Annotated in this window: 14 protein-coding genes; 10 read left to right on the plus strand and 4 right to left on the minus strand. The window is 36.7% G+C overall.

The window, feature by feature from the left end:
• Window positions 1-477: 477 nt before the first annotated feature.
• Window positions 478-1,524 (minus strand): PA0069 family radical SAM protein, encoded by a 1,047-nt coding sequence (locus SCA31_RS05905; RefSeq protein ID WP_410695980.1) that lies wholly within the window; start codon window positions 1,522-1,524, stop codon window positions 478-480.
• Window positions 1,525-1,645: 121 nt separating this feature from the next.
• Complete coding sequence (locus SCA31_RS05910) at window positions 1,646-1,840, minus strand: hypothetical protein (protein WP_076352774.1); 195 nt, start codon at window positions 1,838-1,840, stop codon at window positions 1,646-1,648.
• 174 nt (window positions 1,841-2,014) lie between these two features.
• Between SCA31_RS05910 and SCA31_RS05915 the strand changes: the two genes are divergently transcribed.
• Window positions 2,015-2,365, plus strand: coding sequence for a hypothetical protein (locus tag SCA31_RS05915; protein WP_410695982.1), 351 nt, complete (start codon window positions 2,015-2,017; stop codon window positions 2,363-2,365).
• Between the two features lie 128 nt (window positions 2,366-2,493).
• Here SCA31_RS05915 and SCA31_RS05920 read toward each other — a convergent pair whose 3' ends face one another.
• Both SCA31_RS05920 and SCA31_RS05925 read right to left on the minus strand, forming a co-directional pair.
• The gene (locus tag SCA31_RS05920; protein ID WP_410695984.1) at window positions 2,494-5,160 is read right to left on the minus strand and encodes a hypothetical protein; all 2,667 of its coding nucleotides are present in this window, start codon (window positions 5,158-5,160) and stop codon (window positions 2,494-2,496) included.
• 34 nt (window positions 5,161-5,194) lie between these two features.
• Window positions 5,195-5,992, minus strand: coding sequence for a DUF2797 domain-containing protein (locus SCA31_RS05925; protein ID WP_410695985.1), 798 nt, complete (start codon window positions 5,990-5,992; stop codon window positions 5,195-5,197).
• An 89-nt stretch (window positions 5,993-6,081) separates the two neighbouring features.
• Between SCA31_RS05925 and SCA31_RS05930 the strand changes: the two genes are divergently transcribed.
• The 9 genes from SCA31_RS05930 (at window position 6,082) to SCA31_RS05970 (ending at window position 20,930) form a co-directional block, all read left to right on the plus strand.
• The gene (locus tag SCA31_RS05930; RefSeq protein ID WP_410695987.1) at window positions 6,082-7,110 is read left to right on the plus strand and encodes a GDP-mannose 4,6-dehydratase; all 1,029 of its coding nucleotides are present in this window, start codon (window positions 6,082-6,084) and stop codon (window positions 7,108-7,110) included.
• Window positions 7,111-7,246: 136 nt separating this feature from the next.
• On the plus strand, window positions 7,247-7,468 hold the full coding sequence (locus SCA31_RS05935; RefSeq protein WP_002662059.1) for a DUF2795 domain-containing protein: 222 nt from the start codon (window positions 7,247-7,249) through the stop codon (window positions 7,466-7,468).
• Between the two features lie 126 nt (window positions 7,469-7,594).
• On the plus strand, window positions 7,595-10,669 hold the full coding sequence (gene secA, locus SCA31_RS05940; protein ID WP_410695988.1) for a preprotein translocase subunit SecA: 3,075 nt from the start codon (window positions 7,595-7,597) through the stop codon (window positions 10,667-10,669).
• Between the two features lie 150 nt (window positions 10,670-10,819).
• Complete coding sequence (locus SCA31_RS05945) at window positions 10,820-13,015, plus strand: TonB-dependent siderophore receptor (protein ID WP_410695989.1); 2,196 nt, start codon at window positions 10,820-10,822, stop codon at window positions 13,013-13,015.
• Between the two features lie 35 nt (window positions 13,016-13,050).
• On the plus strand, window positions 13,051-15,264 hold the full coding sequence (locus tag SCA31_RS05950; protein ID WP_410695990.1) for a TonB-dependent siderophore receptor: 2,214 nt from the start codon (window positions 13,051-13,053) through the stop codon (window positions 15,262-15,264).
• Between the two features lie 39 nt (window positions 15,265-15,303).
• On the plus strand, window positions 15,304-16,506 hold the full coding sequence (locus tag SCA31_RS05955; protein WP_410695991.1) for a PepSY-associated TM helix domain-containing protein: 1,203 nt from the start codon (window positions 15,304-15,306) through the stop codon (window positions 16,504-16,506).
• Window positions 16,506-18,620, plus strand: coding sequence for a TonB-dependent receptor (locus SCA31_RS05960; protein ID WP_410695992.1), 2,115 nt, complete (start codon window positions 16,506-16,508; stop codon window positions 18,618-18,620). Before SCA31_RS05955 ends, SCA31_RS05960 begins: the two co-directional genes overlap by 1 nt.
• Window positions 18,621-18,671: 51 nt before the next feature.
• Window positions 18,672-19,880: a PepSY-associated TM helix domain-containing protein gene (locus SCA31_RS05965; protein ID WP_410695993.1), complete on the plus strand. Its 1,209-nt coding sequence runs from the start codon at window positions 18,672-18,674 to the stop codon at window positions 19,878-19,880.
• Between the two features lie 81 nt (window positions 19,881-19,961).
• Window positions 19,962-20,930, plus strand: a complete 969-nt coding sequence (locus SCA31_RS05970; RefSeq protein WP_410695994.1) for an ROK family protein — start codon at window positions 19,962-19,964, stop codon at window positions 20,928-20,930.
• The last annotated feature ends 51 nt before the right edge of the window (window positions 20,931-20,981 follow it).

Here is a 20,981-nt window from a genome sequence, read left to right on the forward strand (position 1 = left end):
GGGACTAAAATTTTAAACAAATGTTTGGCATCCCGGGACAAGGGAGGCAGGGATTGCAGAATGAAGGGAAAAAGGGGCATCGGGGTGCCTGCAGTCATTATATATAGGATGGGCAATGGAGGATGTACATATAGTATATAAGGATGACGTTTTTAGGGAACGGATACTTTCTCTAGGTTTTGGCCAAGGCCGAATTCGATGGGGTTTTATATTAAGATGGGCTAAAGCCCATCACTAGTGAATATAAGCGGAAGGGTATGTATTTTTGTGGATGCCCTCCTCCCTAGCCCTGATAGGAACGGTTACCCAGGGGTGGGAAAGCTGGTGGACCGGGAATGGGAAGGTCCGGAGCGAGGAGTATGAATGAATAGCAGGAAAAAGCTCCTGAAAAGATGAACACTAAGAAATAGAGAATATGTGAATCTTTTATTATCTATTATATAGATATAGATTCTTTATTTGGGGAGAAAACGAAAATTAATCGAACAATCTCAGCTGCTGACCTCGTGTTCCTGTGAAATTACTGGTGGAGAGTTTGGGAAATTCCTTTCCGTCAAAGAACTTCTTTCTTCCTATTTTAAAGGTTGTATGGATCATGTCTGCAATATTACCCTCTCCTCTCTGCCTTTCAAAATATCTTTTATCTCCAAGCTTTCCTCCACGCATGGAGCGGATCAGGTTAAGTACTTTTTGTGCCCTGTCCGGAAAATGAGATTCAATCCAGTTAACAAAAACAGGTTCTACCGTATCATTTAACCTAACTAAAGTGTAACCGAAACTTGAAGCTCCGGCATCAGCAATCGTTTTAAGAATAGTTAAAGGTTCATCACTGTTAAGTCCAGGAATGATGGGCGCCACCATGACATGTACGGGAATTTTATTTTCAGAGAGAATTTCTATGGCCTTTAATTTATTTTTTGACGAACTTGTTCTTGGTTCCATTTTCCTCCTCAGATCCTCATTAATGGTAGGAATACTTAATGAAACTGAAACAAGGCTTTGCTCCGCCATTGGTTTTAAAATATCAAGATCCCTTAAGACCAGTGCATTTTTTGTCAGAACATTTACAGGATGTCTGTAATCAAGACAAACCTGCAGGAGTTTTCTGGTGATTTCAAATTGTCTTTCAGCGGGCTGATAGCAATCTGTATTACCTGACAGTAAAATTGGCGCGGCTTTATACCCTCTTTTTTGGAAAAACTTTTCCAATAATTCTGGAGCATTTTTTTTCACCATGATTTTTCGTTCAAAATCAATTCCGGCACTATACCCCCAATATTCATGGGTGGGTCTGGCAAAACAGTAGGAACAACCATGTTCACACCCTTGATAAGGATTCATAGAGTATTCCATTGGAAGATCTTCACTTTTAACCTGATTAACAATAGTTTTCGGAAACACTTCGGTGAAAACGGTCTTTATGGTTTCCAAATCTTCATCTTCGGGCTCATAGGTATACCTGTCGAAACGATTGACTACGTTTCGCTGAGCGCCCTGACCTTTTATGAAGTTTTCGTTTTTCATTCTGATGTAAAATTAGAATGGAATTATTATAAAATAATGAACTTTAACATTAAAGTTTTCCACAAAAAAATCCAACACTTTCAAAAGCGTTGGATTAAACATAATTAAATATATTTTTTTACTACTTCAGCGCATAAAATTCCACTCCGTGTGTTTCATCGTCGTGGTTCTTTTCATCAAAGTGTCTGTGATAATCCGAATAGGTATCACTATATTTTTTGTCTTTTTTAGTTAAAATCTTTTTTAATCCTATTAAGCTTAATACTGCCAAAAGACCAACTCCTCCTGCCAGTAAAACTCCAACTTCTTTTTTCATATTTTCTTTGATTTATTATTGTTACCATTGCAAAAAGTGTACCTATTTTATTTTTCTGAATTATAAATTTTGTTAACATTAACCTCCATTTTTAAGAAAACCCTAATTCATTATTTTTCTTATCTTTAGAAAAGCAATGGTTTAATTATTGCACTTATTAACAAAAATATTATTATGGAAAATTCAGAAAACAGCGACAGAATGACAACCTTAAGCCAAGTCATGCAAACGCTCTCTGAGAGGGGTATTAAGAGAGAGTTTAGAATGAATGAGAACTGTGAAATGAAATTTGAGAACTCGGATAAAGTCTACCAGCCCTCTGAATTGGTCATCCTAAAGACCTATCGTTTTGAAGGGGACAGTAATCCGGATGACAGTGCTGTATTATATGTATTAAAAGATAGTGCCGGAAATCGTGGAATGATCATTGATTCCTATGGTGCTGACAGTAATTATCCTGGTGAAAAATTTGATGAATTCCTGAGAAATATTCCTGTTCTGGATAGTGATGAATTCAATTATTAAATTGAGAATACAAATATTAATTTTTTAAACCATTAAGACTGTTTTGATTAAAAAACAAAACTCAATTTCATATTATTAATCATTGATATGATAAGTTAAGGATTAATACATTTTAATGGTTTAAAAGATTATTTTGCTTCAGCCTCGTCTTTCTTTTTAAAGACTTTATTAAAAAATCCTTTCTTTTTCTCATCTTCTTCCGGCGTCTTAGGAGTAGGCTTTTTATTCTTAGAATCTTTTATTTCCTGTTTAATATTTTTTACCGATTGCTTCATTTCCTTTACTGAAGAAACGGCATTCTTCACTTTAGCCTCTGTCTTTTCAACGTTCTTGCCAATCAGTGTTTTCTTCAGCCCCTGTTCAATTCCTTTCCAAAATAAATTAAAAAAGGATTTTGTAGGATCACGCTCTACATTCTCTACGGCAACTGATTCCGGGAAGCTTCCTGAGTTTGACTTTAAGAAAACATTTGCAACTGCCGTTAAGAAGCCTTTTTTCTCATTATTATTCTTGTTTAAAACAGCAATCTTTAAGTCTTTATGCTTTAAGTTGAATGTTCCATGTAAACCAGCCGGATTTCCCTTAAAATTAAAAAGCATCTCCTGGATAGTTCCTGCAGTAGCTGTCACGTGAAGATAAGGTCTTATAAATGGATTGATCCCGTTTACCGGAAGATTAGTAGTTTTACCTGAAATAGCGAAAGTATCATTGTGATCCGCAACATCAAAGCTCCAGTTAACGGAAAGTGGTGCCAGGTTCATGAATGAGCAATTAATTTTAATATCAACCTTAGTAGGTTTTCCTTTTGCCTTGGCAGAATTCAGGTTTTTAACGTTCATATTAAAGTTGCTGAAAGTTAGTTTCCCCGGGCCAGTGCTTTCAGGAGTATCTTCCTCGTAGACTAAAACAGAGTTTTTCAGATCCATATTATTAATATTCATAGGAATTTTAATGGATCTAAGCATCTTTGAATACAAAGCTTTCACCTTTGGATCATCTTTGGGAATCTTGCTTCTGAAAATATTGGCATTTGCAGATTGAATTGTAACATGAGAAGCATTGATGGATTTATTGTTGGAAAACAGATCCCAATCTCCCTCAGCAGTTACTTGTGCCATCTTTAAATCATACAAATCTCTTTCTACAGGTATCATTTTGATAAACTGGGCTCTCGAAACGAGAGGTTTCATTGCAAAATTATTGATCTGAACTTTATTTTTATTAAGTTTTAAAAGGCCAAGGCTGATGTTATAAAACTGAGTTCTGTAGGCAAAGTTACGAGTGGTTAGAAAATAATCCTTTACCTTAAAAGAAAGCCCCTGACGATTGGTTTTTGGTCCTATTTCAATGCCATTTATCGTAGCATTCAAATCGCGAAACGCCAGTGGTTCTTTTCCTTTATCATAAATAACATTTGAGTTTTTTAAAGAAGCCTTTCTTATGATGATAGATTCTATGATGCCTGAATCACCGTTTTTCTTCGGCTTATTTTCTCCAGCCTTGATGGTTCCATTTAGATTTTCAACAAGAAAATCCTTGATATCCAGATTCAGCTTCTTATTGATGAACTCCAGTTTATTGATATTAAAGGCAATGTGATTGGATTTTAAATCCAATGTTGTTTTTCCATTAGCCACAGCATTTGGAGAGAATGAAATATTCCTAAGTTCTCCATTGGTAGGCTTCAATGCAACACTTCCAATGCTAATGCTCTGATGATTGGAATATATAATATCTTTTCCTGAGAACGTAAAATCCTTATATCCTATTGGAATAACCTGTTCTGAGGTCTCTTTGTTAAATACCAGCTTATTGATATTCAAATTCAGGTTTCCAGCAGATAAAAGTTTGCTTCCATCGGGTTTATTGACTTGAGCAATAGCATTATTTAGTTTTATATTCTCTAAGTTAATCTCAAGGTTTAATGGTTTCCCTGTTTTTTTAGCGTTTTTTACTCCAGTATTATGAACCGTAAAAATAGGATTCTGAAATTCTGCATCGGCCAGAGAAATTTTATTTTTATTTAGAATCACCTCCTTGAAGTTCATTTCAGGAATAGAAAATTCAAACAGCTGAGTTTTCTTAGGATAATATTTTTTAAACTGCCCAAGGGACAACAGTGGAATCAGCTTTAAATTTTCAACTGACATTTGTCCGTTAGCAGTATTGATCGATCGAATGGTAACGGCATATACATTATCCGGCCTAAAGAAGAAATTTTCTCCTTTTATACTGTACCTATCAAAGACAATGGGTAATTTATTCTCTATAGACTCTTCCGTCAGCTGTAAGTTTTCTATAAATAGATTCAGTTTTTGTACAGAGAGTAATTTCTGTTTGGTATGCCTGAAAACAGCTACAGATCCGTCATTGATCCTTATATTTTCGAATAAAAACGGGTTCTTTTTCTTACCTGTTTTATGATCAATAGGCTGGGCAAGAATTACATTCAGATTGGGTTTTGCCAACAAGAGATCTGAAGAGCTTATTTTTTTGTTAAAAATAGCATCATAGATTCCGAATCGGCTTATCCTTAGGGTATCAACCGTCCCCTGAAGACCTAAAACATTGGTATTTTGTGGATCTTTACTATTAACGGAAATACCTATTGCAAGGATATTCCCTGTTCCTAGATCCACATCCAGATTTTTATAGGAAACTTTATAGTCTGTATTATCCTTTATATAGTTCGGAAGCTGGGTTTTCAGCCACATGTTCAGTCCGAAATTTGCAGCAAGAAGTAATCCTGCCAGAATCCCGAAGCTTATTAATAGTCTTTTAACCCATTTTTTCATATTGTGATTTGGTTTATTACATCTTAAATTAAGATTAATTCTTTATTGTCAGTTCAATTACATAGCCCTCATGTCCTCTCACATTGATGAAGTTCCCACCTTCAAATCCAAGGTACTGACCTTTAATGCCGATAAGCTTTCCTGTAAATTCAGGTTTCTTATCTAAAGTAAATGAAGTTACTTTCTCTGGTTTTTCAAAAGGATAATCAAACATCCATACTTCCTCTCCCTCGCTGTAGAACTTCTGAAAATCTTCAGGAAAATATTCTTTAATCTTCTGTCTGAAATCTGCAAGATCTATTTCTCCTTCCAAGTCATCCTGAAGCATCTTTCTCCAGTTCGTTTTATCTGGTAAATGATCCTTTAGGGCCACTTCTATCATCCCTGCTTCATAACGGTTTTCTGTTCTTGCAATGGGTAATGCAAAAGTAGCGCCCTGATCAATCCATCTTGTCGGGATCTGAGTATTTCTGGTTACTCCCACCTTTACATCACCAGTATAAGCCAAGTAAACGGTGTGAGGCTGAAGCTGAATTTGTTTTTCCACTTCCAGATCACGTTCTGCTACCCCTAAATGCGCCGTGGAAAGCTCCGGACGGATAATAGTATCACTTGCATAGGGACTTTCAAAAAAGCAACTCTTGCAGAATCCCATTCTGTAAATAGGTTTATTCTCGCCACAGTTTACACACTGGAATCCTATATGTTTAATGCTTAACTCCTTTCCAAACAGCTCATTCATGTGGATCAAATCCTCTGAAAGATTGAGATAATATTGGATAGGTTTTCCATCGTAGCTTGTCATTTTTAATATTTGCCCTTGAAACTGCATATTATATTTATATTACTTTTTTACGTAAATTTAATGATTATATTTTTCAAAAAGTAAAATTTATATTTTTGTGTAAATAAAAACCACAGATGATTTATCTTATAACAGGAGGCAGCGGGTTCATTGGTTCCCATTTAATTGAACGATTATTAAGAAATGGACATTCTGTCATAAACATTGACAATTTTGATAATTTCTACAACTATCAGATAAAAATTAAAAATACTTTAGAGTCAATTGGTAAAATTTCGGATTTTGAGTTCTCCGATAAAGAGACTGATATCAAGCGTTTAGCCTCTCTCTCCCACTCTCATAATTACACCCTTTATTATCAAGATATTAGAGATAAAAAAGGACTTGAGAATATTTTTAAGAGCCACTCTATTGATATGGTGATCCATCTGGCAGCATTGGCAGGTGTGCGTCCTTCTATCGAAAGGCCTTTGGAATATGAAGAAGTGAATGTTCGCGGCACCATGAATCTATGGGAATTATGCAGGGATCTTAATATTAAAAAATTCATTTGCGCTTCTTCATCAAGTGTTTATGGCAATAATGAAAAGACTCCGTTTGCAGAAACAGATAATGTAGACCATCCTATTTCACCTTATGCTGCAACCAAGAAATGCGGGGAAATTCTAGGACATGTATATCATAAGCTTTATCATATTGATATGATCCAGCTAAGATTCTTTACGGTATATGGACCAAGACAACGCCCTGATCTTGCCATACACAAATTTACTCAACTTATTTCTGAGGGAATGGAGATTCCATTTTACGGAGATGGAAATACAGCAAGAGATTATACGTATGTTGATGATATTATTGATGGCGTGACCAAGTCTATTCTTTATCTGGAAAAGAATTCTGACGTTTATGAAATTCTTAATCTTGGGGAAAATCAGGTGATCACCTTAAACGACATGGTTGCCACCATAGAAAATGCGATGAGCATGACTGCTGTCAGAAAAAATCTGCCAATGCAGCCGGGTGATGTCACAAAAACGAATGCAGATATTACAAAAGCAAAGGTTTTAATAGGCTATCAACCCTCTACAGACTTCCAAAATGGCATAAAAAAATTTGTGGAATGGTTTTTGAGAAAACGACATTAAGTAAATTACTGACATGGCTGCCATGCAGTTGGTGACAGTCATTTATAAGAAAAAATTATAAAAAGAATTGAAAATCAAGTATAAAAAAGTTTATTATACAACCTATTTTTATACTTTTGCAAAAAATTAGAAAATTATGTACTGGACATTAGAATTAGCTTCATATCTAAGTGACGCACCTTGGCCAATGACAAAAGCAGAGCTTATTGACTACGCAATCAGAACTGGTGCTCCTATGGAAGTAGTTGAAAACCTTCAGGCAATCGAAGATGAAGGAGAAATTTATGAATCTATTGAGGAAGTATGGAGTGACTATCCTACGGACGAGGATTTCCTTTGGAACGAGGACGAATATTAATAAAGCGATAAGCTTTAGGCTGCGTGCTTAGAGCTTTTTTGCCCTTTTTTATATATTAACTTACACGATAAGCGTGTCATTTAAAACGCTTAAAGCATCTTGCATTAAGCATAAAGCAAAAAATTTATGAGTTTTTTAAACAAAGTTCTTAAAGGGTTTTTGGGAGACAAAAAAGCGCAGGACCTAAAAGAAGTAAAAAAAGTTGTAACAAAAATCAAGGCTGTAGAACCAAACATCCAACAATTGTCGGATGATGGTTTGAGACAAAAAACTGCTGAGTTTAAAGAGAATATAAAATCTGCAACCAGTAAGATCACAGCTCAAATAGAACAGATTAAAGAGCAGATAAAAAACTCAACAAACGTTGACGAGAAAGAAGCTCTTTTCTCAACAATTGAGTCTTTAAAGAAAGAATCATACGAAATTGAAGAAAAAGTTCTTGTTCAGGTTCTTCCGGAAGCTTTTGCATTGATAAAAGAAACCGCAAGAAGATGGGCGCAGAATGGAGAAATTCGCGTAACTGCAAGTGACTGGGATAGAGAACTTGCTGCTGCAGGAAAAGATTTCGTTGAAATTCAAGGAGACACAGCTGTTTGGAAAAACTCATGGGACGCTGCCGGAACTCCTGTAGTTTGGGATATGGTCCACTATGACGTTCAGTTTATCGGAGGTATTATTCTTCACAGTGGTAAAATTGCCGAGATGGCAACCGGTGAGGGTAAAACCTTGGTAGGAACATTACCTATTTACTTAAATTCACTTCCTGAAAGAGGGGTTCACGTTGTAACAGTGAACGACTACCTTGCAAAAAGAGACTCCGCGTGGATGGGACCTCTTTATCAGTTTCATGGGATGTCCATTGACTGTATTGACAACCACCAGCCGAACTCAGACGGAAGAAGAAAAGCATACAACTCAGATATTACCTATGGAACCAACAACGAATTTGGTTTCGATTATTTGAGAGATAACATGGTGACTTCACCTACAGAATTGGTACAAAGAGAATTGAACTTTGCTATCGTAGACGAGGTGGATTCTGTATTGGTAGATGATGCGAGAACACCATTAATCATTTCCGGTCCGGTTCCTCAGGGAGACAGACAGGAGTTTGATGTTCTGAAACCGTCAATCGACAGAATTGTTGAAGTTCAGAAAAAAACAGTTTCTGTCATCTTCAATGAAGCGAAAAAATTAATCGCTGCAGGAAACACCAAAGAAGGAGGATTTAAATTGCTTCAGGCGTACAGAGGTCTTCCTAAAAACAGACAATTAATCAAATTCTTATCGGAAAGCGGAAACAGAGCATTGCTTCAGAAAGTTGAGGCGCAATACATGCAGGATAACAACCGTGATATGCCGATTGTAGATAAGGATCTTTACTTCGTGATTGAAGAAAAGAACAATCAGGTTGACCTTACAGACAAAGGTGTTGAGTACATGTCTCAGGGGAACTCTGATGCTAACTTCTTCGTTCTTCCTGATATTGGGACTGAAATTGCTGAAGTAGAAGCTAAAAACTTATCTAAAGAAGAGGAATTCGAGGCTAAAGAAAGACTTTTCTCTGATTTTGCTGAAAAATCAGAACGTGTTCATACCATGAGCCAGCTATTGAAAGCTTATACATTATTTGAAAAAGATGATGAGTATGTAGTGATTGATGGTGAGGTAAAAATTGTTGATGAGCAAACAGGACGTATCATGGAGGGACGTCGTTATTCAGACGGTCTTCACCAGGCTATTGAAGCTAAGGAAAACGTAAAGATTGAGGCTGCAACGCAAACTTTTGCAACCGTTACTCTTCAGAATTACTTCCGTATGTACAATAAGCTTGCGGGGATGACAGGTACTGCTGAAACGGAGGCAGGTGAGCTTTGGGAAATCTACAAATTAGATGTTGTGGTAATTCCAACCAACCGTCCTATTTTAAGAAATGATAAACAAGATTTAGTTTTCAAAACTAATAGAGAAAAATATAACGCTGTAATTGAGGAAATTGAAAGATTAACCGCAGCAAAAAGACCTGTACTGGTAGGTACTACCTCTGTTGAAATTTCTCAGTTGCTTTCAAAAGCACTTCAATTGAGAAAAATTCCGCACCAGGTACTGAACGCGAAGCTTCACAAGAAAGAAGCTGAGATTGTGGCAGGAGCAGGACAACCGGGAGTGGTAACTATTGCAACCAACATGGCAGGTCGTGGTACGGATATTAAGCTTTCTAAAGAAGTAAAAGAAGCAGGAGGTCTTGCTATTATCGGTACAGAAAGACACGATTCAAGACGTGTTGACAGACAGTTGAGAGGTAGAGCGGGACGTCAGGGAGACCCAGGAAGTTCTCAGTTCTATGTTTCTCTTGAAGACAATCTGATGCGTTTATTCGGTTCTGAAAGAATTGCTAAAATGATGGACAGAATGGGTCATAAGGAAGGTGAAGTTATTCAGCACTCCATGATCAGTAAGTCTATTGAAAGAGCTCAGAAAAAAGTAGAGGAAAACAACTTCGGAACAAGAAAGAGACTTCTTGAGTATGATGACGTAATGAACAAGCAGCGTGACGTAATCTACAAGAGAAGAAAGAATGCTCTATTCGGAGACCACTTGAAATATGATATTACAAACATGATTTTCGATGTTGCTAATTCTATCGTTGCGAAAGGAAAAGCTACTGGAAATTATAAGGATTTTGAATACGAAATCATTAAAACATTCACAATGGAATCTCCGGTTTCTATGAATGATTTTAATAATAAAACGGTTCAGGATTTAACTAATATCCTATTCAACGCCGCTCAGGAAGACTATAAGATGAAGCTGAACCTGTTGAAGGAAAAATCATTCCCAATCATTGAGAATGTATATCAAAACCAAGGTTCAATGTTTAAGATGATTCAGGTTCCTTTCACAGATGGGCACAAAACAATGACTATTGTGGCTGATTTGAAAGAGGCATACGATACTCAATGTGAAAGCTTAATCAATGATTTTGAAAAGAACATCACTTTATCAATCATCGATGAAAACTGGAAGCTTCACCTTCGTGAAATGGATGATCTAAGAAGATCTTCTCAGGGTGCTGTTTATGAGCAGAAAGATCCACTTGTTATTTACAAACAAGAATCTTTCCACTTATTCAGCGAAATGATGGATAAACTAAACAAAGAAATTGTTTCTTTCTTATACAAAGGAGAAATTCCAGCGTAAGAAAACAATTACCAATATGATTAAAAAACCGCTCTGGCATTGCCAAAGCGGTTTTTTGTTATTCAGTATATACTATTTTCATGATAAATATCAAATATTTTATTTATTTAGAATACTTAAAAATAATATATTTGCAGAAAATTTGACTTCATGAAAAATGTACTGATCTGTGCTTCAATGCTTGGTCCTATATTGGCTTTTGCTCAAGAAAAAGATTCTACCAATACCAAAAGCATAGAAGAAGTAGTTCTTATTAACTCTTATATAAAGAAAGATAGTGAATATTCAAATAAGATACCTCTAAAGGCTATTGAAAACCCGCAGTCTTTCTCAAGCATAGATAAAGTCATTTTAGAAAATCAAGGAATTTATACTGCAGATGACGCTGTAAAGAATATTCCCGGTCTACAACCCATGTGGACATCCAATGGTAGAGCCGGCGATGGTGGGGCCTATGTAAGTTTAAGAGGTTTTGTCTCTGCAAATTCTTTAAGAAATGGTGTTCTAGGTGCTGTAACAGGTACTATTGATGCTGTTAATCTAGAAAAACTGGAGGTTCTAAAAGGTCCATCGGGAACATTATTCGGAAGTTTGCTTTCAAGCTATGGCGGTGTAATCAACAGGGTTACCAAGAAACCGTATCAAACTTTTGGAGGAAACATCAGTGTATCCGGAGGTAGTTATGATACCTACAGAGCTGCAGTAGATATCAATACTCCTCTTACTCAAGATAAAAAATTATTGTTTCGTTTAAATTCTGCTTATACAAACGAGGGAACTTTTCAAACAGAGGGGTTCAGAAGAAATTTAGCAATTGCTCCAAGTCTAAGCTATAAACCTACAGACCGCCTGAGCATCAACCTTGATATGGAACTTTTTCAAATGAAAAATATGGGTGATCAGACGTTTTTCTTTTACTCTGGTAAGTATCTGCAAAAGGTAAACAATGTAAAAGACCTTAACCTTGATTATAAAAATTCATATTTAGGAAAAGATCTTACCAATACAGGAAGGAGTATCAACTTCTTCGGACAAGTGAATTACCAGATTTCAAATTCTATTACTTCTTCCACCAATTTCAGTACATCATCCAGCTATTCTAACGGTTTTATGCCTTATTTATATTTTTCCGGAGATGATGCAAGCAGTATGTACAGAAGCGACCAATCTACACGAGACAGCAGAAAAAAATCATTCAATTTCCAACAAAACTTTAATGGAGACTTCCGTATTGGGAACTTAAGAAACAGAGTGGTATTAGGATTTGATTATTTAAGAGTAAACAATGATCAGAATTTCTATGATGTTAATGGCTTTGATAAAGATGCAGGGGGGAACTCAATTCCTGTTCCATTGCATCAGCCAGGTTTTGATTATACTAATTTTAATGGTACTGCATTACAGGCACAATACAATGCCATGGCAGGAAATGAAAAACCATACCTTATAAAAGGAATTCAGGAGAACTATGCTGTTTATATTTCAAATGTACTGAACATCACCAATAACCTAAATGTATTAATGGCATTGCGCGTTGATAATTACATTAACAAACCAAATACAATTGATCCTGAGCAAAACAAAAAATTAAATCAAACGTTCTTCTCTCCCAAATTAGGGATCGTATATGAGCTTATAAAAGATAAGGTTTCTGTTTTTGGAAATTACCAAAACAGTTTCAAAAATCTTAATTATTTTGTAGATGCCTCCAAGGTTACAAGAACACCGGTTCCTGAACAAGCTAACCAAATGGAAGGAGGGATTAAGACCAATCTATTTAACGGAAAAGTATCATCTACTTTCAGTTATTATAACATCAGGGTAAAAGATGTTTTAAGAAATATCCCGTCTGTAGAAGCCCCAAATGCACAGGTACAAGATGGAACAATTGTAAGCAGAGGTGTTGAGCTTGAAATTAACGCTTATTTGCTAAAAGGCTTTACAGCAATTGCCGGCTTTAGCTACAATGATTCAAAATATACACAATCTGACGAATCTGTTCTGAACAGAAGACCGAATACATCAGGATCTCCTTATTTGGCTAATCTTTATGCAAGTTATCAGTTTTTAGACGGAACGCTTAAGGGTCTTGGTTTCGGAGTTGGCGGAAACTATGCTAGCGAAAATAAAATTGTAAATACTTTCAATACAACAGACAAAACTAACGAAGTATTCACTTTACCATCATATGTTGTTCTGAATGCCAGCGCATTTTATGACACCGGAAAATTCAGAATTGGGGTGAAAGTAGACAACTTTACCAACCAACATTACTGGATTGGGTATACAACAGCAAATCCGCAGCGACTAATCAACGCTATAGGAACTCTTACTTATAAATTCTAAACTGTTACAATAATTTACTACCCCTTATATAAACAATGAAAAAACTGACGATAGGAGCTGCATTATTAACATCCATGTTAATTTTTGCTCAGGAAAAAGACACGATTAAATCTAATGATATTGAAGAAGTCGTTGTCAACGGAAGATATTATAAAAGATATGTAGAAAAACAAGGTTCTTCTTCTCTTCGACTGGATGAAGCGCTTATCAAAATTCCTCAGAATATTTCAATTATTACCAACAAAGCCTTAGAAGACCAACAGGTTACTACTTTAAGTGACGGTGTTCTAAGAAACGTAGCCGGAGCTCAAAGACTGGAACACTGGGGAGATATGTATACAAGGGTAAATATGAGAGGAGCCAGAGCTGCTGCTTTCATGAACGGAGTTAATGTAACTTCAACCTGGGGACCTTTAAGCGAAGATATGAGCTATGTGGATCATATTGAGTTTATCAAAGGCCCATCGGGTTTCTTGATGTCAAATGGTGAACCAAGCGGAATTTATAATATCGTTACTAAAAAACCAACCGGAAACGCTCTTAATGGAACAGCAAGAATAACACTTGGAAGTTTCAATATGTACAGAGGTGAAGCCGATATAGATACTAAAATCACCAATAAAGTAGCTTTCAGATTGAATTTAATGGCTCAGAATAAGAACAGTTTCAGAGACTATGAATTCAATGACAGGTATATCATTAATCCATCATTGAAAGTAGAACTTAGTGATAAAACTACTTTAACGGCAGAATATATCTATCAAAAGGCAAAAATGTCTGAAGTAGGTTCTGCTTATGTTTTCAGCTTTCAGGGCTACAAAGCAAAACCAGTAGGATACACCCTTACAGATGCTGGTATTGATCCAACAAAAGTTGATAACAATACCATCAACGTTAATTTACAGCATAAATTCAACGAAAACTGGAAATTAACTTCCCAATTGACATATGTGAATGAATACACAATAGGGAGCGATCTTTGGCCAAGTATGTTCGAGGGTAACTATATGATTCGTCGTTTAAATTACTGGGAAGCGGACAATACAATGAAATTCGGGCAGGTTTTTCTGAACGGATTTGTAAAGACAGGAAGTGTTTCTCATAAGATCTTAGCAGGTCTTGACCTAGGAAGCAAAAAATATATGGCAGACTGGTCACAAGGATACAATTTAGATAAATATAATGCCAATGGGGATTATGACGCAGTAAACAATAAAGATAAAGATTACAGATATTGGTATAATATTGACACCAGTAACTATGACATTAATATTCCGGGTAACCAAGCTTATTCCGGGCCTAATAATACTACGGCCTACAAGACTTTTGATAAGAGCACTCCTCTTTCTGTAAGAGCCGGTGCGGGAAGCACAATAGATCAAAGATATACAGGTTTATATCTACAAGATGAGCTAGGCTTCTTCAATGATGCCTTAAGACTTACATTAGCAGCTCGTTACACCAACGTAAAAGAAGTTAATTACGGAACAAAAGCTGAAGCCAACAGAATTACCCCTCGTATCGGATTAAGCTACTCTATTGATCAAAATACTTCTGCATATGCATTATATGATCAGTCATTCGTACCACAGGCGGGGCTATTCAGAAATGGAACAACGGCTTCTCCATTAACAGGCAGTAATATTGAAGTAGGGTTTAAGAGGGATTGGTTTGCAGGAAAATGGAATACTACCCTTTCATTATATAATATCAATAAAAATAATGAAATTACAGGAGATCCTGATCTTACAGATAACCCAAATGGAAAATACTCTATTCTACTGGGGAAAACCAGAGTTCAGGGAGTAGAATTTGATCTTAAAGGAGAGATTGTAAAAGGATTCAATGCTATTTTCAATTATGCATTTACAGAAAACAAATATACAGAAACAACAGCCAGCGCTAAAAAAGGAGACAGAGTTCCGGGCTATGCAAAACACACAGCTAACGGTTGGTTGAATTATACTTTTAGTGATAATATCCTTGAAGGATTTGGATTAAGTTTCGGGGGAACCTACATGGCAGACAGAAGCAGCTGGAATTGGGGAAGTACAAATACCCTACAAATGGCTGACTATGTAAAATTTGATGCAGGAACTTCTTGGGAGAACTCAAAATTCAGAGTAAATCTGAACGTATTTAATATCTTCAACAGGTATTTATACTCAGGTTCACCATATGCCGGCTATTATTATTATCAGGCAGATGCGCCTAGAAATTTCAGAATATCAATTGGATATAAATTCTAAAAAATAAAGGTTAACCCTCTCGGGGGTTAACTTTTTGCTATGAAAAATAAACGTCATCATAAAAAGAAAGTTTCTCCAACAAAGAAATGGTCTGCCAAACTGCACTTGTGGTTTGGTTTGTCCGTAGGTATTATTGTCTTCATAGTCTCTCTTTCAGGGACTTTATATGTTTTTAAGGATGAAATCCAAAATAACCTTCGAAAAGAAGCTATTTATGTAAAAAAGGAAGATTTAGGAAAGAAACCATTATCCATCAATATTCTTCGGGAAAAAGTAAGCCTGGAACTTAATGAGAAAGCTCCTATAAACTCTGTGGAAATATCTTTAGACAAAGAAAAGTCCTACCGTTTTTTATATTATGAAAAGAGTAAAAAAGGGTGGAACTATTTTCAGCAGGTACTGATCAACAAGCAGGTCTATGTGAATCAGTATACCGGACAAATTCTTGCCGTATACGATGAAAAATATGATGTATTCAATATTCTGAAATATATCCACTGGGGACTTCTGCTCAACTCAGAATGGGGACCATATACCGTAGGAATTCCAACCGTTCTTTTTATCGCTATGCTGATTACAGGAATTATTTTATGGTGGCCGAAAACCAAAAATGCCAGAAAAGGGCGCTTTTGGTTCAATTGGAAAAATGTAAAAAACTGGAAACGCAAAAACTATGACATTCACAATGTACTAGGATTTTATGCCTCTTTCATTGCCTTAATAATGAGTGTTACGGGGATCTACTTTGCATACCCCTACGTAAAAAATACGTTTACACTTGCCTTATCCGGCTCATGGGAACTTCCAAAGGAAAAAGAAAAAAAATCACCGGATTCTCTGATGGCAAAGAATGAAGCTGTTTTTGATCTGGCTGCGGTACAAACTGAAAAATTGTATGCAAAATCATCCAGCTTCAGAATTACTCTAAACGGAAAGAATAAAAAAGGAAAAGAGCTGAAAAACCTTCCGGTAACCATCTACGGACAGGAAGGAAGATTCAGCGAAAGAAGCTTACTCTCATTTGATAAATATTCAGGAAAACTTTTAGCCAATAAACCTCATCAAAAACTGAGCACCGCCGAAAAATATGCCAATGCCAACTATGATATTCATACAGGATCTTACTTCGGAATCATTGGAAAAATCATTTGGTTTATTGCCGGCCTCATATGTACATCACTCCCTGTAACCGGATTCTTGGTTTGGTGGGGAAAAAGAAAGAAACAAGGAAAGAAAATATAATGAAAAAAGTGCTTTTATCAGCCGCCTGCTTAGGAACCACTACCGTTTTTGCCCAGGTGAAGGATAGTTTACAAACTAAAAATGTAGACGAAGTTGTCATGACTGCCTCCAGAAAAAAGGAAAACATAAAAGAAGTTCCAAGCTCTATTACAATAGTAGGAGAAAAGCAGATACAGTCTCAATTGACAGTTAATTCGGATATTACCAGTATCCTCCAGTACACCGTTCCCAGTTTAGGAACCAATTCGGGACAGACTTCCAATTCGGGGCAAACCTTAAGAGGGCGCCAGGTTTTGGTTTTAATTGATGGAGTTCCACAGTCTACCCCACTTCGTAACGGAGCCCGAGATTTAAGGACAATAGACCCATCAGCTATTGAAAGAATTGAAGTAATCAAAGGAGCATCTTCCATCTATGGAAATGGTGCAGACGGAGGAATCATCAATTATATTACGAAAAGAAACAAAACAGATAAAAAAATCTCCGGGATTTCACAGATTGGTTTTACAGGACAACCTTATGGGGGAACTTTAGGAGTAAGGGCCAGCCAGCTTTTATCCGGAAAGATCAATAAATTTGATTACACCCTTTCATTAGCCTACGAAAGAACAGGATATACCAAAGATGGAGATGGTGTTATGATAAGCCCTACCTACAGCATCGCTAAGATGAACAATTACAACGGGTTGCTGAAAATAGGTTATGATATCAACGAGAACCAAAGAATTGAAGCCTCCTATATTGGCTATTCTTCAAGATCAGACCTTAGCTTAGGATTAAAAACAGGAAAATATGGAATCACTCCAACCATTGGTGAAGGGGTGGGAAAAGGTTTAGAAACAACACCTCAGGGAACTCCGAAAAACCATAACATCCGTGTGAGCTATGACAATAAGAACCTGTTTGCAGGAACTTCTTTGAATATCAATCTTTATTATCAGGACTTCAAAACCGTCTACGGATACAGCGATACCTTTTTCAATGGTGGACAGTCTAATGTGATTTCAAAAAAAGCAGGAGCAAGATTCAATTTTGACACCCAGCTTTGGAACTCAACAAACTCTCAGGGAGAAATCATCTACGGAGCGGATATCCTAAATGATGAAACTGTGCAGAAGCTGGAAGACGGACGTTTTTGGACACCCAATATGAGCATGACCAATATCGCCCCTTTCCTATTGGCTAAAATTGATCTGTTTAAAAAACTGACCATCAAAGGAGGACTTCGCTACGAAAATATCAAAGTTAATGTAGATGACTTCAATACTCTTTCTACCCTTAAAAGTGATGGAACTTTCACCAAAAGTATCCCTGTAGCCGGTGGAAAATTAAACTATAATGCACTGGTAGCAAATATTGGTGTCCGTTATAACATTGAGCCATACATCAACCTTTTTGCGAGCTTCTCTCAAGCTTACTCGATCAATGAGTTAGGGAGAATTTTAAGAACCTCAACCTCTGAAACCATAAAAAGCCTGGAAACTAAGCCAATAATCGTTAACAACTATGAATTGGGGGCTACAGGACAGCTTTCTAACTGGCTTAACTATGAATTGACATCTTATGTGAGTACCTCAAAACTGGGAGCTTCATTTGTACAAAGTCCGGACAGAGCGTTAATGATTCAGAGATCTCCTGAAATTGTATACGGAGTCGAAGGATTTTTACATTTTACCCCTACAAAATGGATTCAGTTTGGAGGAAGCTACAGCTGGATGGAAGGAATTACTTCCGTAAAGGATGATGGTGATTATTCTGCAAAGATCAACAACAGCAGAATTTCTGCCCCTAAAGTGTTGGCGTATGTTCAGGCAAAACCTATTCCGGCTTTATCCATCGGTCTTGATATGCTTCACTCTTTCCAACAAAACAGATTTGAGCCTAATGCTAAAACAGGATTATTTGGGTATGGAGAGGGAGATGTTCCTGAGTATACTGTTTTCAATTTCAAATCAAGCTATGAAGTAAACAACAACTGGAGGCTATCATTGGGTGTTGAAAACATTTTCAACAAAGTATATCAGCCTGCTATTTCATGGTGGACAGCAAGAGACAGTGATTTCACAAACGCTCTTGGATTGAGAGGAACATTCATGATTGAATATAAATTTTAATTAAACTAAATAAAAAGCAAAGCATATCTTTGCTTTACTTTTTACTACAATATGAAGAAAAATCATCATAAAAAGAAACCGGGATTTTTTAAGAAATGGTCTGCCAAACTGCATTTATGGTTCGGGTTGGGAATAGGATTTCTTATCTTTATTATCTCTATTACCGGAGCATTGTACGTTTTTAAGGATGAAGTAGAAAACATTACCCGAAAAGATGTTATCTATCATCATGAACAAAATATCGACCAGAAACAGATCCTGCCCATCAGGGTTATGGAAAAGGCCGTTGCCGATCAGGTAAAGGAAAAATACCCCATCCATTGGGTTAATATTCCTATCGACAAAAAAATGTCATACATGTTCTTCTGGTATGAACACAATACGGATGCCTGGAATTATTTTGATGAATTTCCTGTTTATAAACAAGCTTACGTAAACCCCTATACCGGAAAGGTGCTTCGTGTTTATGATGAGAAAAACGGGTTCTTCAATATTGTAAAAATGATTCACTGGAGCTATCTTTTGAAGCAGGATTGGGGAACATATGTAGTGGGAATACCTGTTATCATCTTCATCATCATGCTGATTTCCGGGATTATTCTATGGTGGCCTAAGAACAAGGCCGCAAGAAAGCAACGCTTTTCTTTTAAATGGAAAAATATTAAAAGCTGGAAAAGAAAGAACTATGATCTTCATAATGTATTGGGTTTCTACGCTTCCATCTTTGCGCTTATCTTTTCCATTACCGGTCTTTTTTATGCATTCTTTGTAGTTCAGGCAATGATCTATGTCCTGTTTTCGGGTGGAGAAACCAAATACCCTGACTTCTCCCATATTAAAACTAAAGCTCCTATTGAGCTGAGAACGGAGGGAACACTGGATAAAGTCATCAATACAGTGCAGACAAAATATCCTGATTCTTATGGTTTTGCAATCGATTTAGGACATGAGCATATGGATGACCATGAGCATCCTAACTTTGAGGTGTATGTAAAGCATCTTACCTATTCGTATCACAAAAGCAGCAGCCTGATCTTTGATGAAAATTCCGGAGAGCTTCTTCACACCCACGATCCAAAAGACAAAAATTTTGGTGAAAAGGTTGTAAATGCCAATTATGACATACACGTGGGAGCTATTTTAGGGCTTCCTACAAAGATTATCGCCTTTATTGTAAGTCTTATCTGTGCTTCACTTCCTGTTACCGGATTTCTGATCTGGTGGGGCAGAAGAAAGAAGAAGCCGGTAAAAGCTGCTTAAACTTTTTTAAATAATACTTGGTTAATAATCTATTAATACAATCTTTTTTATAATTTTAGTCCCTAGAATTTAATAATAGAAATGTCATTAATAGATTTATCAAAACAAGTTGCCCTTGGAGTTGACATCGGCGGAACCAATACTAAGTTCGGAATTGTAAACCACCGTGGAGAAGTTCTGGATAAAGGAAACCTTAAAACCGATGCCTATGATAAAGTAGAAGATTTTATCGATGCATTGTACGATAGTGTATATCCTTTGATGGAAAAACATGGTACAGAAAAGCACTTCGACGGAATTGGGGTAGGCGCACCCAATGCGAACTACTACAAAGGAACCATAGAGCTGGCTCCTAACCTGCCCTGGAAAGGTGTTATTCCTTTTGCTGAACTGATGACGGCAAAATTCAATTTGCCTTGTACCATAACCAATGACGCAAATGCTGCAGCCTTGGGAGAAATGCTCTTCGGAGCTGCACGTGGAATGAAAGACTTCATTATGATTACTCTGGGAACAGGAGTTGGTAGTGGAATCATCGCCAACGGAAACCTGATCTATGGACATGATGGTTTTGCCGGAGAACTGGGACACACTATTGTAAAGCCGGGCGGAAGAAAGCACTGGAGTACAGGATCCGAAGGAAGCCTGGAAGCCTATGCTTCTGCTACAGGAATTACCATCACTGCCAAGAAAATGAGAGCGGAGTTTCCTGAATCCATGTTAAATCAATACCCTGAAGACGAAATTAATTCTAAAACAGTGTATGAATGTGCCATGAAAGAAGACCCGATTGCTACTGAGGTTTTCAGATATACGGGACAAAAATTGGGTGAAGCATTAGCTAATTTTGTAATGTTTTCTTCACCACAGGCTATTCTTCTATTTGGTGGAGTGATCAAGGCTGGAGATTTTATCCTAAAGCCTACCAAGCTTCATATGGAGAGAAACCTTCTTCCTATCTTTAGAAATAAAGTAAAACTAGTATTCAGTGAACTGGACGAGGCAGATGCAGCCATCTTGGGAGCAAGCGCCTTGGTTTGGGAAAAATAACTGAAACCCTTTTTAATAATATAGAGCATCCTTATTTTAGGGTGCTTTCTT

The sequence above is a fragment of the Chryseobacterium sp. SIMBA_028 genome, assembly GCF_046535285.1.
Taxonomy (GTDB): domain Bacteria; phylum Bacteroidota; class Bacteroidia; order Flavobacteriales; family Weeksellaceae; genus Chryseobacterium.